The organism is Comamonas sediminis, from assembly GCF_041107495.1.
In the GTDB taxonomy this organism is placed as follows: Bacteria; Pseudomonadota; Gammaproteobacteria; order Burkholderiales; family Burkholderiaceae_C; genus Comamonas; species Comamonas sediminis.
This window is the reverse complement of record NZ_JBGBDC010000001.1, coordinates 52,440-66,996: the sequence shown is the minus strand read 5'-3', so window position 1 is coordinate 66,996 and position 14,557 is coordinate 52,440. Positions and strand designations below refer to the sequence as shown.

Annotated in this window: 14 protein-coding genes; 7 read left to right on the top strand and 7 right to left on the bottom strand. The window is 65.0% G+C overall.

Annotation, left to right across the window (positions count from 1 at the left end; genetic code table 11):
• The first annotated feature begins 89 nt into the window (after positions 1-89).
• The 4 genes from AB7A72_RS00310 to AB7A72_RS00295 all read left to right on the top strand — a co-directional run bounded on the left by AB7A72_RS00310 (position 90) and on the right by AB7A72_RS00295 (position 2,807).
• Positions 90-596: a hypothetical protein gene (locus tag AB7A72_RS00310; RefSeq protein ID WP_369458661.1), complete on the top strand. Its 507-nt coding sequence runs from the start codon at positions 90-92 to the stop codon at positions 594-596.
• Positions 597-779: 183 nt separating this feature from the next.
• A complete protein-coding gene (gene dut, locus AB7A72_RS00305; RefSeq protein ID WP_239811629.1) occupies positions 780-1,229 on the top strand; it encodes a dUTP diphosphatase in 450 nt (149 codons plus the stop codon).
• An 80-nt stretch (positions 1,230-1,309) separates the two neighbouring features.
• On the top strand, positions 1,310-1,858 hold the full coding sequence (locus tag AB7A72_RS00300; protein ID WP_239811630.1) for an outer membrane lipoprotein: 549 nt from the start codon (positions 1,310-1,312) through the stop codon (positions 1,856-1,858).
• A gap of 160 nt (positions 1,859-2,018) precedes the next feature.
• Positions 2,019-2,807, top strand: coding sequence for a transporter substrate-binding domain-containing protein (locus tag AB7A72_RS00295; protein ID WP_239811631.1), 789 nt, complete (start codon positions 2,019-2,021; stop codon positions 2,805-2,807).
• A gap of 116 nt (positions 2,808-2,923) precedes the next feature.
• Here AB7A72_RS00295 and AB7A72_RS00290 read toward each other — a convergent pair whose 3' ends face one another.
• Both AB7A72_RS00290 and ppsR read right to left on the bottom strand, forming a co-directional pair.
• Entirely contained in the window at positions 2,924-3,379 is a 456-nt protein-coding gene (locus tag AB7A72_RS00290) for a hypothetical protein (protein WP_239811632.1), read from the bottom strand.
• A 150-nt stretch (positions 3,380-3,529) separates the two neighbouring features.
• A complete protein-coding gene (gene ppsR, locus AB7A72_RS00285; RefSeq protein ID WP_239811633.1) occupies positions 3,530-4,342 on the bottom strand; it encodes a posphoenolpyruvate synthetase regulatory kinase/phosphorylase PpsR in 813 nt (270 codons plus the stop codon).
• 290 nt (positions 4,343-4,632) lie between these two features.
• Between ppsR and ppsA the strand changes: the two genes are divergently transcribed.
• Complete coding sequence (gene ppsA / locus AB7A72_RS00280) at positions 4,633-7,026, top strand: phosphoenolpyruvate synthase (protein WP_239811634.1); 2,394 nt, start codon at positions 4,633-4,635, stop codon at positions 7,024-7,026.
• 136 nt (positions 7,027-7,162) lie between these two features.
• Here ppsA and wrbA read toward each other — a convergent pair whose 3' ends face one another.
• Positions 7,163-7,762 (bottom strand): NAD(P)H:quinone oxidoreductase, encoded by a 600-nt coding sequence (wrbA, locus tag AB7A72_RS00275; protein ID WP_116924166.1) that lies wholly within the window; start codon positions 7,760-7,762, stop codon positions 7,163-7,165.
• Between the two features lie 209 nt (positions 7,763-7,971).
• The gene (locus AB7A72_RS00270) at positions 7,972-8,862 is read right to left on the bottom strand and encodes a LysR family transcriptional regulator (RefSeq protein ID WP_369458660.1); all 891 of its coding nucleotides are present in this window, start codon (positions 8,860-8,862) and stop codon (positions 7,972-7,974) included.
• 163 nt (positions 8,863-9,025) lie between these two features.
• On the opposite strand from AB7A72_RS00270, the gene AB7A72_RS00265 reads away from it, so the two are divergent.
• The gene (locus AB7A72_RS00265; RefSeq protein ID WP_369458659.1) at positions 9,026-10,504 is read left to right on the top strand and encodes an MFS transporter; all 1,479 of its coding nucleotides are present in this window, start codon (positions 9,026-9,028) and stop codon (positions 10,502-10,504) included.
• Positions 10,505-10,519: 15 nt separating this feature from the next.
• Here the strand turns inward: AB7A72_RS00265 and AB7A72_RS00260 are convergent, their stop codons facing one another.
• The gene (locus AB7A72_RS00260; RefSeq protein ID WP_312408745.1) at positions 10,520-11,158 is read right to left on the bottom strand and encodes a helix-turn-helix transcriptional regulator; all 639 of its coding nucleotides are present in this window, start codon (positions 11,156-11,158) and stop codon (positions 10,520-10,522) included.
• 133 nt (positions 11,159-11,291) lie between these two features.
• Between AB7A72_RS00260 and AB7A72_RS00255 the strand changes: the two genes are divergently transcribed.
• Entirely contained in the window at positions 11,292-12,689 is a 1,398-nt protein-coding gene (locus tag AB7A72_RS00255; protein ID WP_369458658.1) for an MFS transporter, read from the top strand.
• A 74-nt stretch (positions 12,690-12,763) separates the two neighbouring features.
• Here the strand turns inward: AB7A72_RS00255 and AB7A72_RS00250 are convergent, their stop codons facing one another.
• Both AB7A72_RS00250 and AB7A72_RS00245 read right to left on the bottom strand, forming a co-directional pair.
• Complete coding sequence (locus AB7A72_RS00250; protein WP_239811639.1) at positions 12,764-13,558, bottom strand: ABC transporter ATP-binding protein; 795 nt, start codon at positions 13,556-13,558, stop codon at positions 12,764-12,766.
• Between the two features lie 13 nt (positions 13,559-13,571).
• The gene (locus tag AB7A72_RS00245) at positions 13,572-14,456 is read right to left on the bottom strand and encodes an ABC transporter permease (protein ID WP_239811640.1); all 885 of its coding nucleotides are present in this window, start codon (positions 14,454-14,456) and stop codon (positions 13,572-13,574) included.
• Between the last annotated feature and the right edge of the window lie 101 nt (positions 14,457-14,557).

The window sequence follows — 14,557 nt, the reverse complement described above, 5'->3', positions numbered from 1 at the left end:
GTCCCGGGCATGCAAGGCTGCTATGCCGGAGTTTGAAACTATCAATCGCTGCCGCCACTTGCAGGCGGACGCGCCAGGAGGAGATGCAATTGGCACTGAACAGGGACACAGCCTCTGTCTACGACACACCGCCCCACGGCGACTTTGTGCGCTATGTGGAGCAGCTCATCGCCCGGCAGAACACGGGCGCCGCCCATGCGGCCGGCAGCACGCAGCGCCCGGTGCGGCCGCGCCAGGGACAGGGACAGGGACAGGGACAGGCGCTATCGGGGGCATCCGGCCAAAAGGCAAGCCACAACCCGATTGCCGACCAGGCCCAGGAGCTGCTTGACCGCATCCGCCAGATGGACCAGACGCGCAAGGACAAGCGCCCAGGCGCGGCGCAGACAGTGACCACCACTGCGCGCAGCACCTCGGGCGCACCCAGCACATCCATCTTTGCTCCGGCTGGCGATGGCGCGGCCCCTCAAAAGTCTTTCAGCGGCTTCAAGCTCATCGGGCTGCTGATTGCCGCGATCCTCGGCATCATGTTCCCGCCGCTGGGCATCGTGATGCTGATTGCGGCATTCAGAAAAGGCTGGTCCCAGAAGGGTTAGCGCTGGGCAAAGTCCCAGCGGTGGGGCGGCTGCGGCAGCGCCGGGCCGGGGCAGCAGACAGCGCAGGCGCGGGCCGGCGCATTTGTATGCATACGGTAAATGCTTGTAGGCCTGTGCACCAACTGGGGCGCCGGGCGTTGTGTATATGCTAGCCTTCGCTGCATTGCTAGTTGAACCACCACCATGATTGTTGACCTGAAGATTCTCGACCCCCGCATGCAAGACCAGTTGCCCCAGTACGCCACCCCCGGTAGCGCTGGCCTGGATTTGCGTGCCTGCCTGGATGCACCGCTGACCCTGGAGCCCAATGCCTGGCAACTGGTGCCCACCGGGCTGGCCATCCATCTGCGCGACCCCGGTTATGCCGCCATGATCCTGCCGCGCTCGGGCCTGGGCCACAAGCACGGCATCGTGCTGGGCAACCTCGTCGGTCTGATCGACAGCGACTACCAGGGCCAGCTGATGGTCAGCGCCTGGAACCGCAGCACCCAGCCCTTTGTGCTGCAGCCGATGGAGCGCCTGGCGCAGATGGTGATCGTGCCCGTCGTGCAGGCGAGCTTTCAGGTGGTGGAAGATTTTGGCGATGTGTCCGAACGCGGTGCCGGGGGCTATGGCTCCACCGGCACGCGATAAGCCGCCGCACCGTATTGAACCTGGCAGGGCGCGGATGCCCTGACCCCCAAGCCATTTTTGTGATCTGAAAGGAGAGCGCAATGTCTCAAACCAATCCAAGCTCGCGCAGCATGCTGCAACGCGCAGGCAAGCTGGGCCTGGCCCTGGCGGCCACCTCGGTGCTGGCGGCCTGTGTGCAGGCACCTCCGCGTTATGACAACCGCTACCCGCAAGGCCCCGCGCCCCAGCAACAGGGCAGCTACCCGCAGCAGGGCGGCTACCCGCAGCAGCAAGCGCCTTACGGCATGGAATATGGCACCGTGGCCAATATTGAAGAGCTGCGCTCGCAGTCGCGCAGCACCTCCGGCGTCGGCGCCATCCTGGGCGCGGTGGTGGGCGGCGTGCTGGGCAACCAGGTCGGTGGCGGCTTTGGCCGTATGGCCGCTACCGCCGCCGGTGTGGCCGGTGGTGCAGCAGCAGGCAATGCGCTGGAGCAGTCGTCCAATGGCGGCCGCAGCACCGTCAGCGGCTACCGCATCCATATCAACCTGCAAAACGGCGGCCAGCGCATTTTTGATGTGCCCAACCCCGGCGACCTGCGCCCGGGTGACCGCGTGCAGATCAACCAGGGCCAGATCTCGCGTTATTGATCGCCGCTGCACCTGCCGCGCTTGGGTGAACCCCGATGGGCAGGCGGCGGGCGCCGGGAGACAATGGCGCCGCGTGTCTCAAAAAGCGTGTACACCGCAACGGTGTGCACGCTTTTTTGCGAGATATTCCCTCCCGATTGTCGAAACACCAAGGTGCCCCATGTTCCAGAAGAAAACCCATGTTCTCGCCGCGATGGCTGTCAGCGCGACCGCGCTTGCTGCGCTGTCTCTGCCTGCCCAGGCGGGCCCCCGGCTCGATGCCATCCTGCAGGCCAAGGTGCTGCGCGTAGGCACGCCGGGCGACTACCGTCCGTTTGCGATGAAGGCCGATGGCAAATATGCCGGCCATGACATCGAGGTGGTGGAAGCGATGGCCAAGGAACTGGGTGTCAAGGTCGAGTATGTGGATACCACCTGGCCCAAGCTGATGCAGGACCTGCAGGACAACAGGTTCGATGTGGCCGTGGGCGGCATCACCCGCAATGTGGCGCGCCTGAGCAAGGTGCAGATGCTGCCCGGCTATGCGCCGTTCGGCAAGGTGGCCCTGGTGCGGGCAGCCGACAAGGACAAGTTCACCACACCCGAGAGTCTGAACCAGGCCAGCGTGCGCGTGATCAAGAATCCCGGCGGCACCAATGAAGCCTATGTGCTGCAGAACCTGAAGAACGCCCAGGTGAGCACGCATGACAAGAACGCCGAGATTCCGGGCCTGATCGCCGAAGGCAAGGGCGACGCGATGATCACCGAGACCTATGAGGCGCTGCACTACAGCAAGGCCGATCCGCGCCTCTACGCCGCCTACCTGGACAAGCCGCTGACCCCCGTCAACCAGCTGGGCTTCATGCTGCCGGTGGACGATGCCGACTACCAGCGCGTGATGCAGTACACCTGGGATGTGCTCGCGCTGCGCGGTGTGCTGCAGCAAGAGGCGCAGAAATGGCTGAAGTGATCCGCTAGGTCACCATCGACGCCCGCCGGCAAGGCAGCGCATGGCAGGGCCCGGCCGCTGTTGGCGCAACACTGAGCGGGCCCAAGCCCGCTGATTCTTTGGCGGTGCGGGTGGGCTTATTCCAGCGGCTCGTCTTCAGGTGTGCACTGGCGCTTGAGGCTCTGCGCCTCATAGTCCAATGTCTGCTTCATCGCGCCGCCAAGCAGGGCTGCGTCGATATGCAGATGAAAGTTGTCGCCGGTATTGGTTTGCTTGGCCTGGGCGGTCAGCATCTTGCCGCAGGTCACCGTCCAGCTCTTGTTGTTCTTGTCCAGTAGCTTGCTGTCCTTGATACGGCATTGGCTGAAGTGCTTGGACAGGATCAGGTCGGGGTAGAGAAAGCCTTCCTTGTCCACCAGCTCGGGGCCGATGCAGCGGTCCTTGGTGCGGGGGGGCTTGGCCGCCTTGTTGCCGATGGCCGATTTGGTCTCGGTGACGGAAAAAGCGCCCGGTTGGGCGGCATGGGCGGGCAGGGCAGCCAGCAGCATGGCACACAGGCCTGCGCTGGCGATCCAGGTCAATGTTGCGTTCATCGGAGAACTCCTGAGCGGCGGCCCATCCACACGGGGCCGCTATCACTTGGTTATAGCAGGCCGGCATGCGGCTTGCTGTAAAGCTGTGCGAAGCAACGGTAACGCTGCGCATCCATGTTGCGCAGCGTGCAGGTCACGGCAGCCTGGCGCTCACTCGTCCTGCTTGAGGTCCTGCAGCACCACGGCTGCAATCTCTTCGATGGACTTGTGCGTGGTCGAGAGCCACTGGATGCCGGCGCGGCGCATCATCGATTCGGCCTCGGCCACCTCCATGCGGCAGTTCTGCAGGCTCGCATAGCGCGAGTCCGGGCGGCGCTCGTTGCGGATCTGGGACAGGCGCTCGGGCGCAATGGTCAGGCCAAAGATCTTCTTTTTATAAGGCAGCAGCGCCGGGGGCAATTGCTGGCGCTCGAAATCCTCGGGGATCAGCGGGTAATTGGCCACCTTCAGGCCGAACTGCATCGCCAGGTACAGGCTGGTAGGCGTCTTGCCGCTGCGGCTGACCCCCACCAGGATCACGTCGGCGCCGGCCAGGTCATGGTGGGTCTGGCCGTCATCGTGCGCCAGGCTGAAGTTGATCGCCTCCATGCGGTCAAAGTATTCCTTGCTCTCGCTGATATCGGTGAAGCGGCCGATGCGGTGGTGCGACTTGGCGCCCAGCTCGTCTTCCAGCGGCTGCACAAACGTGGCAAACATGTCCATCACCAGGCCCTTGCAGTGCGCATGCACCACCTTGACCGTCTCGGGCTCGACCAGGGTCGTGAAGACAATGGGCTTTTTGCCTTCCTTTTCGGCTGTGTGGTTGATCTGGTGCACGGCCTGATGGGCCTTGTCGACCGTGTCCACAAACGGCAGGCGCACCGCACGGGTGGTGATGTCGAACTGCTTCATGATGGCGCGGCCAAAGGTCTCGGCTGTCACGCCGGTGCCATCAGAGATAAAGAAAATGGTGCGTTGGTGCATGGGGGTACATCGGCGGTAACGGGCGAATTCTGTCGCAGGCGGTGCACCGCTGCGTGCGGGCTTTGTCATTGTTGACCACGGTGTTCAGCAAGTCGCAAGCAAAACGGCGGCAGCACGCCTACAATGACGCCCATTATTCACATTTCCCGCATGTACTCCGGCCTACCAGTACAAATACAAAGCCAGATGTCCGAGCCCGCAGCGGCCGGACAGGAGTCTATGCCTGCGTGCCATTGCCCCCACTGCGGCCATGGGCGCCCGAGCCAGTTTTTAACTTCCGGAGCTTCACCATGTCCAACCTCTACAGCGCGACCGCCCTGGTCGTACCGTTTGAGAACCTGAGAATGACCGATGTCGAGGTCGTAGGCGGCAAGAACGCCTCGCTCGGCGAAATGATCTCGCAGCTGCCGCAAGGCGTGCGCGTGCCGACCGGCTTTGCCACGACGGCCCACGCATTCCGTGAGTTCCTGGCCCACGAAGGCCTGGCTGGCAAGATCAGCGCCAAGCTCGCGGCGCTGGATGTGGACGATGTGCGCGCGCTGGCCCAGGTCGGCGCCGAGATCCGTGCGATGGTCGAGGCCCAGCCTTTTCCACTGGATCTGCAAAAAGCGATTGCCGAGGCCTTTGTGACCTTGCAGGCGGGCAACACCGAGGCCTCGTTTGCGGTGCGCTCGTCGGCCACCGCAGAAGACCTGCCGGACGCCTCGTTCGCCGGCCAGCAAGAAACCTTCCTGAACGTGGTGGGCATCGACGATGTGCTGCACAAGATGAAGGAAGTGTTCGCCTCGCTCTACAACGACCGCGCCATCTCCTACCGCGTGCACAAGGGCTTTGCCCACGACGTGGTGGCCCTGTCGGCCGGTGTGCAGCGCATGGTGCGCTCGGACAAGGGCGCCGCAGGCGTGATGTTCACGATCGACACCGAGTCGGGCTTTGACCAGGTGGTCTTCATCACCTCCAGCTACGGCCTGGGCGAGACCGTGGTGCAGGGCGCCGTGAACCCGGACGAGTTCTATGTGCACAAGCCCATGCTCGAAGCGGGCAAGCAGGCACTGATCCGCCGCAATCTGGGCTCCAAGCTGGTGCAGATGGTGTTTGCAACGCCCGAAGAAAAAGCCGCATCGGGCAAGCTGGTGGCCACCACCGATGTGAGCCCCGAGCTGCGCAACCGCTATTCGCTGACCGACGCCGAAGTGCAGGAGCTGGCGCAGTACGCGCTGGTGATCGAGAAGCACTATGGCCGCCCGATGGATATCGAATGGGGCAAGGACGGCACCGACGGCAAGCTCTACATCCTGCAGGCACGCCCTGAGACGGTGAAGAGCCAGTCCAAGGGCCAGGCCGAGCAGCGCTACAAGCTCAAGGGCAGTGGCACCGTGCTGGCCGAAGGCCGCGCGATCGGCCAGAAGATCGGCACCGGCCGCGTGCGCCTGGTGTCCGACATCTCGCAGATGGACCAGGTCGAAGCCGGTGATGTGCTGGTGACCGACATGACCGACCCGAACTGGGAGCCGGTGATGAAGAAGGCAGCTGCCATCGTCACCAACCGGGGTGGCCGTACCTGCCACGCCGCCATCATTGCGCGCGAGCTGGGCATTCCTGCGGTCGTGGGCTGCGGCAACGCCACCGACTTGCTGAAGGACGGCACCCTGGTGACGGTCAGCTGCGCCGAAGGCGACACCGGCCGCATCTATGACGGCCTGCTCGAAACCGAGGTGACCGAGGTCAAGCGTGGCGAGATGCCACCGATCAAGACCAAGATCATGATGAACGTGGGCAACCCCCAACTGGCGTTTGACTTTGCCCAGCTGCCCAATGAGGGCGTGGGTCTGGCGCGTCTGGAATTCATCATCAACAACAACATCGGCGTGCACCCCAAGGCCATCCTGGACTACCCTGCTGTCGATGCCGACCTGAAGAAGGCCGTCGAATCGGTGGCCCGTGGCCATGCCTCGCCACGCGCTTTCTACGTGGACAAGATCACCGAAGGTGTGGCGACGATCGCTGCGGCGTTCTACCCCAAGCCGGTCATCGTGCGCATGTCGGACTTCAAGTCCAACGAATACCGCAAGCTGATCGGCGGCAGCCGTTACGAGCCCGATGAGGAAAACCCGATGCTGGGCTTCCGTGGTGCGGCGCGCTACATCTCCAAGGATTTCGGCGAAGCCTTCAAGATGGAGTGCGAGGCGCTCAAGCGCGTGCGCAACGACATGGGCCTGACCAATGTCAAGATCATGATCCCCTTCGTGCGCACCCTGGACCAGGCCAAGCGCGTGACCGAGCTGCTGGCGGCCAATGGCTTGAAGCGCGGCGAGAACGGCCTGGAAGTCATCATGATGTGCGAAGTGCCGTCGAACGCCATCCTGGCCGATGAGTTCCTGGAGTACTTCGACGGCTTCTCGATCGGCTCGAACGACCTGACCCAGCTGACCCTGGGCCTGGACCGTGACTCTGGTCTGGAGCTGCTGGCTGCCGACTTTGACGAGCGCGACCCTGCCGTCAAGAAGATGCTCGAGCGCGCCATCACGGCCTGCCTGGCACAGAACAAGTACGTCGGTATCTGCGGCCAGGGCCCTTCGGACCATCCGGACTTTGCGCAGTGGCTGGCGGACAAGGGCATTGCCTCGATCTCGCTGAACCCTGACAGCGTCATCGACACCTGGCAGCGCCTGGCCGCCAAGTAAGCGGCACTGCCCTGCCACCGCGACGGTGGCAGGTACCGGACAAGGCGCCAAAACCAAAAAGCCAGTCAGACATTCTGACTGGCTTTTTTGCGTCTTAAGGCTGCTGCAGCCGGCCAGGCCGGCTAGAGGCGCAGACTCAGGCGCTCAGCTTGGCGGCCAATGCAGCGACCTTGGCGCCCTGGGCAAAGGCCAGTTCCAGCTCGGGGGCGGAAGGCTGGCGCGAGCCATCGGCGCCGGCCAGGGTGGCAGCGCCGTAGGGCGAGCCGCCCTTGGCCTGCGACAGGTCGAACTGCGAAGGCAGACCAAAGCCAGCGGGCACGATCACCATGCCGTGGTGGGCCAGGGTGTTCCAGAACGAAGTCACGGTGGTTTCCTGGCCGCCCAAGGTGCCGGTCGACGTGAACACGCTGCCCACCTTGCCCGACAGTGCGCCCTTGGCCCAGAGGCCGCCGGTCTGGTCGAGGAAGCTGCGCATCTGGCCGCTCATATTGCCAAAACGGGTGGGGGTGCCAAAGATGATGGCGTCGTACTCTGCCAGCTCGGCAGGCGTGGCGACGGCGGCTGCCTGGTCCACCTTGCCGCCAGCGGCCTGGAAGGCCTCTTGCGGCATGGTCTCGGGTACGCGCTTGATGACCACCTCGGTGCCGGCGACACTGCGTGCGCCTTCGGCGATCTTGCCGGCCATGGTCTCGATGTGACCGTACATGGAATGGTAGAGAACCAGAACTTTAGCCATGGTGAATATTTCCTTTTTCGATGAAGAGGGACCGCTACAGCGGTGGGAGCGTCTCCAGAACCGGTATGCGATCCGTTCTTGGCGCCTGGATCTACTGTAGGGCGTCTGCGCCTGTTTGGGGTGCCTCGGGTTTGAACGCAGCGTTGCATGGATTTGAACAATCGCCGTCGGCCAGCATGGCGCGCCAGAGCCTTCCTGGGCTGGTGCGATCACCAGGCGCTGCGCGCCAAGAGCAGCTGGCACAGCGCCTGCACCTTGGGTGAGGCATGGCGCGTGCGCGGGTAGACCAGGGACAGCGCACGGCTGCGGCCTTCCAGCGCGGGCAGCAGCCGCTCCAGCCGGCCGTCGGCCAGCGCATCGCGCACCGCAAACCCCATCACCTGGGCCACGCCCAGGCCGGCGATCGCGCCTTCGATCAACGGGTCACCACTGTCGAACCGGATTGCGTGGGGCGCGGGCCAGTCAATGGTGCTGCCGTCGGGGTGGCGAAACTGCCACGGCACGGCAAATCCCCGGTAGTGGTTGTAGACCGACAGGCAGCGGTGCGTGGCCAGCTCTTGCAGGTTTTGCGGCCGGCCGTGGCGGGCCGTATAGGCGGGCGAGGCGACCGTCACCCAGTGCAGCGGCGGCAGCGGCCGGCCGATCATCCGGCTGTCGAGCAAGGGGCCGATGCGCACTGCAGCGTCAAAACCCTCGTCCACCATGTCCACCAGCCGATCGGTGAAGCTGGCCTCGATCTGCAGGCCTGGGTGCTGCAGCAGCAGCTGGCCCAGCAAGGGCGTCAGCACCACCCGGCCCAGCACTGATGGCGCCGTCATGCGCAGCACGCCGGTAGGCTCGCAGCGCCGGTCCAGCAGCTGCTGCCTGGCATCGTCCAGCCCGGCAATCAAGTCGGCACTGCGGTCCACCAGCAGGCAGCCATCGGGGGTCAGCGACACATTGCGGGTATTGCGGTGGAGCAGGCGGGTGCCCAGATCAGCTTCCAACTGCGCAATGGCGCGGGAGATGCGCGACTGCGTCGTGCCCAGGCTGTGGGCGGCCTGGGTAAAGCTCTTGTGTTCGGCCACCTTGATCAGCATGTTGACCGCGTTCAAATCCATCGGCTGCTCCTGCCCCACTATTGATTCATTTTTGCATAAGTAAAAGATATTTTTTCTGTTTATCTTCGTTATTGGTTTGAATACCATGTCGCCATGACCGGTCATCACCCGCCTGCAGGCGCTGCCCCAGCACTTGCAGGTTCGTATGTTTTGGAGTGATGAAGTGACCCTTGAGAAACCTGTGCACCCCGCTGGGGTGCTGCGCCATCCGCGCGCCGCGCTGGCGCTGCTGTCGTTGGCGCAACTGCTGATTGCGCTTGATGCCACGATTGTCTTTGTCGCGCTGGATGCCATGGGCCAGCAGCTGCAGCTCGATGCCCGCCACCTGCAATGGGTCATCAGCGGCTACAGCGTGGCCTTTGGCGGCTGCCTGCTGTTGGGCGGGCGCTGCGCTGATCTGCTGGGCCAGCGCCGCATGTATGTGGCGGCGATGGCGCTGTTTGGCCTGGCCTCCTTGGCTGGCGGCTTTGCGCATCTGCCCTGGCAGTTGGTGGCGGCGCGCGCCGGGCAGGGCGTGGCAGCGGCGCTGCTGTTCCCGGCCACGTTGTCGATGATCAATACCTTGTACGCCGCCGGCGCCGAGCGCAACCGCGCGCTGGCCGTCTGGAGCATGGCCAGTGCCGGCGGGCTGGCGGCTGGCGCCTTGCTGGGTGGCCTGCTGACCCAGACCCTGGGCTGGAACTGGGTGCTCTGGGTGCTGGTGCCGATTGCCTGGCCCTGCGCGCTGGCCGCAGGCCGCTACCTGCCGGCGATGCCTGCCGTGCCCGCTGCGCAGCGCCGTTTTGACCTGCTGGGCTGTATCAGCGTGACCGTGGGTGCAAGTGCCTTGGTGGCCGTGCTGGTGCAGGGCCCGCAATGGGGGTGGGGCGATCTGCGCACTGCCAGCCTGTTGCTGCTGGCGCTGGCGGCGCTGGGCCTGTTCTGGCGCACCGAGGCGCGGGTGGCAGCGCCCTTGATGCCGCTGGCCATGCTGCGGGTGGGCAGCTTGCAGACCAGCATGCTGCTGGCCATGCTGTTCATGAGCAGCTACGGCGTGCAGTACTACTTTCTGGGCTTGTATTTTCAGCAGGTGCTGGGTTGGAGCCCGCTGCAGGCCGGCATGGCCTTTGTGCTGCCGACGGCCGTCTGCACCTGGGGCATCCGGCTGGCCGAGCGCGGCCTGGCACAGCACGGTGTGCGTACGGTGCTGCTGCGGGGATGGGCCGCCGGTGTGCTGGGCATGGTCTGGATAGCTGCGGTGCTGCCGCTGGCCGGCAACTATGCCTGGCTGGTACCCGGCTTTGTGGTGATGAGCCTGGGCCAGGGCGCGAGCTGGACCGGCATGTGGGTCCTCGTGGGCCAGGGCATTGCGCCGGCGCGCCAGGGCGTGGCATCGGGGGTGGCGGCGACCGCGCAGCAGGTGGGTGCCGCGCTGGGCCTGGCCTTGCTGGTGATGCTGGCGGCCGCGCCGCTGGCCGGCCTGGAGGGGGTCAGCGCCGAGACCTTGCGCCAGGCCAATGCCCGCGGCCTGCAGCATGCGCAATGGGGCGCGGCGTGCCTGGCCTTGCTGGCCTGGCTGGTCTGCCTGCGCATGGCCAGGCCGCAGGCCCTGTCGCGTACGGATACCCCGCCGGTGGGCGAAGGCCGGGGCGTCTCCGTCTGAGCGGGCTCTGAGCTGCTATAGCGGCTGTACCAGGTAGACGCAGCGCTGGCCGCCGTCAAGCAGGTACTCGCTGCGCTCCAGCGTGGCCAGATCCCGGACCACCTCCTGGAACAGTGCTTGCTCGGAACGGCAAAAGCCCCGGCAGCTTTGCGCAGCCGCGCAGATGGGGCAGTGGTGCTCCACCAGCAGCCAGCCTTGCGGGTGGGGCTCGACATGGGCCATATAGCCCTCCTGGGTGCGGACCTGGGCCAGCTGGGCCAGGCGCTCAGGCAGGCCGGGGGCGGTGCAGGCCTGGCGGTAGCGGCTGCGTGATTGTGCTTCGCGCTCGCTGATCAAACCCTCCATGCCTTGCTGGCCAAACAGCTTTTCGATCGCGCCAATCAGCTGCACCGTGAGCTGGGCATGGGCATCGGGAAAGTAACGCTGGCCCGCTGGGGTCAAGGTCCACAACTGGCGCGGCCGGCCCGCGCCCGCCGGCTTTTGCAGATCGGCCTGCACGAGGCCCTGGTCGGCCAGCTTGTTGATCTGCTGGCGGGCGGCCTCGGCCGTCATCTGCAGCGCGCGCGCCAGATCGGCGGTGCTGGCGGGTGCCTGGCGCTTGAGTGCCTCCAGCATGCGCATGGTGGCCGAGTGATCGAGGGAGGGCGATGGCATTTATTTATACAAGCAATAGCTTGTTTTATTCCTGGGGTGGGGGAATTATCAAAGACAATGCTTGCATTATTTCACAACAAGGAATGGCATGGCATCGTCCTCTTCATCACCCACGACTACGGCCGCAGTGCCTATGGCAGAGCCCCCTGCAGGCTGGGCCCAGCTGCTGGGCCGGCCCCATGGCCTCAAGGCGCTGGCACTGACGGGCGCAGTCGCCATGCATGCGATCAATGTGCACATCGTCACCACGATCCTGCCTTCGGTGGTGCAGGAGATCGGTGGCCTGGCCTGGTATGCCTGGAGCACCACCTTGTTTGTCGTGGCCTCCATCATCGGTGCTGCGCTGGCGGTGCGCATGCTGGCCGGCTGGGGCGCGCGGGGTGCCATGCTCGCAGGCCTGCTGGTGTTCAGCCTGGGCAGCCTGCTGTGCGCGATGGCGCCGTCCATGCCGATGCTGCTGCTGGGCCGGGCAGTTCAGGGCCTGGGGGGCGGGGCAGTGGGTGCGCTGAGCTACACCTTGATCCGGCTGGTGTTTCCGCCCGCGCTGTGGCCGCGTGCGATTGGGCTGATCTCGGCGATGTGGGGCGTGGCCACCCTGAGCGGCCCGGCGGTAGGCGGCCTGTTTGCCCAGGCCGGCCATTGGCGGCTGGCCTTTGGGGCCCTGCTGCCCTTGCTGCTGCTGCAAATGCTGCTGGTGCACCGCCAGCTGGCGCCGCAGCGCCTGCTGCGCAGCACGCCGGCGCAGGACAGCGGCATTGCCGGCCCGCAGATCGCGATGCTGGCGCTGTCGGTGCTGATGGTGGCAGCCGCCAGCGTGGTGACGGAGCCGCTTTGGCAATGGGGGCTGGGCGCGGCAGGTTTGCTGGCCGGTGCGGCGGCGGTTCGCCATGAACGCCGCGCCAGCCGCCGCTTGCTGCCCCAGGGCGGCACGGCCTTGGGCCAACCACTGGGGATGCTGTATGCCGCTGTGGCCTTGCTGCTGATGGGGACGATGACGGAGGTGTTTGTGCCCTATCTGCTGCAACACCTGCATGGCCTGCAGCCTTTGACGGCGGGCTATGTGACGGCCTTGCTCGCGGGTGGCTGGTCGGTGGCCTCGGTACTGTTCTCTGGCAAAAGCGGCCGGGCGGGCCGGGCGCTGATGCTGATCGGTCCCGTGCTGTGCACCTTGGGCTTGCTGGCGTTGGCGCTGGCGATGCCCTGGCAAGGGAGGGCCGCGCTGGTGGTCTGTGGCCTGGCGCTGGCGCTGCTGGGCCTGGGCGTGGGCATGGCCTGGCCCCATGTGCTCAACGCGATCATGCACAGCGCCAGTGCGCAGGAGGCCGACAGTGCTGCCTCGGGCATCACGACTGTGCAGCTCTACGGCATGGCCGTCGGTGCCGCGCTGGTCGGCCTGGTAGCCAATGCACTGGGGCTGACCGCGCTGTCCGACCCGGCAACGCTGGGCCGCTCGGCGCTCTGGCTGTTTGCGGTGTTTGCGCTGTTCCCCGCACTGGCGGCCTGGTCGCTGCGGCGCTTTTTGCGCGGCTGATAGCAGCAGGCCTAAAAAAACAGCGGATGCCACCTCGGTGGCTCCGCTGTCTTTGGGGTTGAGACCGGTGCGGCTCAGCTCAGCAGCAACGCATCATCGGCAAGCTTTTCACCGCGCACCTTCTCGAACATCTGCAGCAGATCGGGCACGTCCATCCGGGCGCGCTCCTCACCACTGACGTCGAGCACCACCTGGCCCTGGTGCAGCATCACCGTACGGTCGCCCACATCCAGCGCCTGGCGCATGCTGTGGGTGACCATCATCGTCGTGAGCTTGCCTTCGTCAACGATGCGGGCGGTGAGCTTGAGCACGAAATCGGCGGTGCGGGGATCGAGCGCGGCGGTATGCTCATCGAGCAGCAGGATGCGCGAAGGCTGCAGCGCTGCCATCAGCAGGCTGACGGCCTGGCGCTGCCCGCCCGACAGCAGGCCGATACGGTCGCTGAGGCGGTTTTCCAGGCCCAGGCCCAGGGTGGCGAGTTTCTCGCGGTACAGCGCGCGGTTGGCGTTTTTGACAGCCTTGGACAGGCCGCGAAAATTGCCGCGCTCATGCGCCAGGGCCATGTTCTCCTCGATGGACAGGTCTTCGCAGGTGCCAGCCATCGGGTCCTGGAACACGCGGGCCACCTTGTGCGCACGGTCCCACACAGGCTTGCGGGTCATGTCTTCCCCATCGATAACGATGCTGCCCGAGTCGACCATCAGGTCGCCGGAGATCGCGTTCAAAAAGGTTGATTTGCCCGCGCCGTTGGAGCCGATCACGGTGACGAACTGGCCAGCGGGAATATCCAGCGCCATGCCGCGCAGCGCGCGGGTTTCGATCGGGGTGCCGGGATTGAAGGTGATCTTGAGGTCTTTTGCGCTCAGCATGTCTCTCTCCTTGTCAGTGCTTTTTCGCAAAACGACGTTTGAGCTGGGGGATGACCAGCGCGATCGTGACCAGCAACGCGGTGACCAGGTTCAGATCCTGGGCTTTGAGGCCGATGAAATCCACATTCAGCGCCAGCGCAATGAAGAAGCGGTAGACGATGGCGCCGATGACCACGGCCAAGGTCGCCAGAATCAGCCTGCGCGACGGCAGGATGGACTCACCAACAATCACCGCAGCCAGGCCGATCACGATGGTGCCGATGCCCATCGAGCTGTCGGCGCCGCCCTGGGTTTGCGCAAACAGCGCACCGGCCAGACCCACCAGCGCGTTCGATACGGCCATGCCCAGCAGGATCATGCCGCCGGTGTTGACGCCCTGGGCGCGCGCCATGCGGGCGTTGGTGCCGGTGGCACGGATGGCCAGGCCACGCTCGGTCAGGAAGAACCAGTCCATCGCCAGCTTGGCGAGCACCACGATGGCGCACATCAGCAACGGACGGAACACATAGTCTTCCATGCCTGCGGGCTGCAACTGGTTAAAAAGCGTGGGGTCGTTGATCAGCGGAATGTTGGGGCCACCCATGATGCGCAGATTGATCGAGTACAGCGCGATCATCATCAGGATCGAGGCAAGCAGGTCCATGATCTTGAGCTTGACATTGAGCCAGCCGGTGATCAGGCCAGCAACGGCACCTGCGAGCGTGGCGCCAATGGTGGCGACAAAGGGGCTGTAGCCATGGGTGATCAGCACCGCGCAGACGGCAGCGCCCAACGGAAAGCTGCCGTCGACCGTGAGGTCAGGAAAGCGCAGCAAGCGAAAGGAGATGAACACACCGAGCGCCACCAGCGCAAAGATCAGGCCGATCTCGATGGCTCCCAAAAAGGAAAATAAGGTCATGGAGTTTTCTTGTCAGAGGTAGTCCGGATAACAAACAAGCCCCGCTTCTGGCGGGGCTGCGTCTTGTCACCCCCTGCGCTGCGCGGGTTGCACAGCAGCAG

Excerpts from the sequence above, each read along its gene's own strand:
- ppsR (WP_239811633.1), bottom strand. The coding sequence starts at position 4,342 with ATGCACCAACGCACCATTTTCTTTATCTCTGATGGCACCGGCGTGACA.
- AB7A72_RS00245 (WP_239811640.1), bottom strand. The coding sequence starts at position 14,456 with ATGACCTTATTTTCCTTTTTGGGAGCCATCGAGATCGGCCTGATCTTT.
- AB7A72_RS00300 (WP_239811630.1), top strand. The coding sequence starts at position 1,310 with ATGTCTCAAACCAATCCAAGCTCGCGCAGCATGCTGCAACGCGCAGGC.
- AB7A72_RS00255 (WP_369458658.1), top strand. The coding sequence starts at position 11,292 with ATGGCAGAGCCCCCTGCAGGCTGGGCCCAGCTGCTGGGCCGGCCCCAT.
- ppsA (WP_239811634.1), top strand. The coding sequence starts at position 4,633 with ATGTCCAACCTCTACAGCGCGACCGCCCTGGTCGTACCGTTTGAGAAC.
- AB7A72_RS00250 (WP_239811639.1), bottom strand. The coding sequence starts at position 13,558 with ATGCTGAGCGCAAAAGACCTCAAGATCACCTTCAATCCCGGCACCCCG.
- wrbA (WP_116924166.1), bottom strand. The coding sequence starts at position 7,762 with ATGGCTAAAGTTCTGGTTCTCTACCATTCCATGTACGGTCACATCGAG.
- AB7A72_RS00260 (WP_312408745.1), bottom strand. The coding sequence starts at position 11,158 with ATGCCATCGCCCTCCCTCGATCACTCGGCCACCATGCGCATGCTGGAG.
- AB7A72_RS00270 (WP_369458660.1), bottom strand. The coding sequence starts at position 8,862 with ATGGATTTGAACGCGGTCAACATGCTGATCAAGGTGGCCGAACACAAG.
- AB7A72_RS00290 (WP_239811632.1), bottom strand. The coding sequence starts at position 3,379 with ATGAACGCAACATTGACCTGGATCGCCAGCGCAGGCCTGTGTGCCATG.
- dut (WP_239811629.1), top strand. The coding sequence starts at position 780 with ATGATTGTTGACCTGAAGATTCTCGACCCCCGCATGCAAGACCAGTTG.
- AB7A72_RS00295 (WP_239811631.1), top strand. The coding sequence starts at position 2,019 with ATGTTCCAGAAGAAAACCCATGTTCTCGCCGCGATGGCTGTCAGCGCG.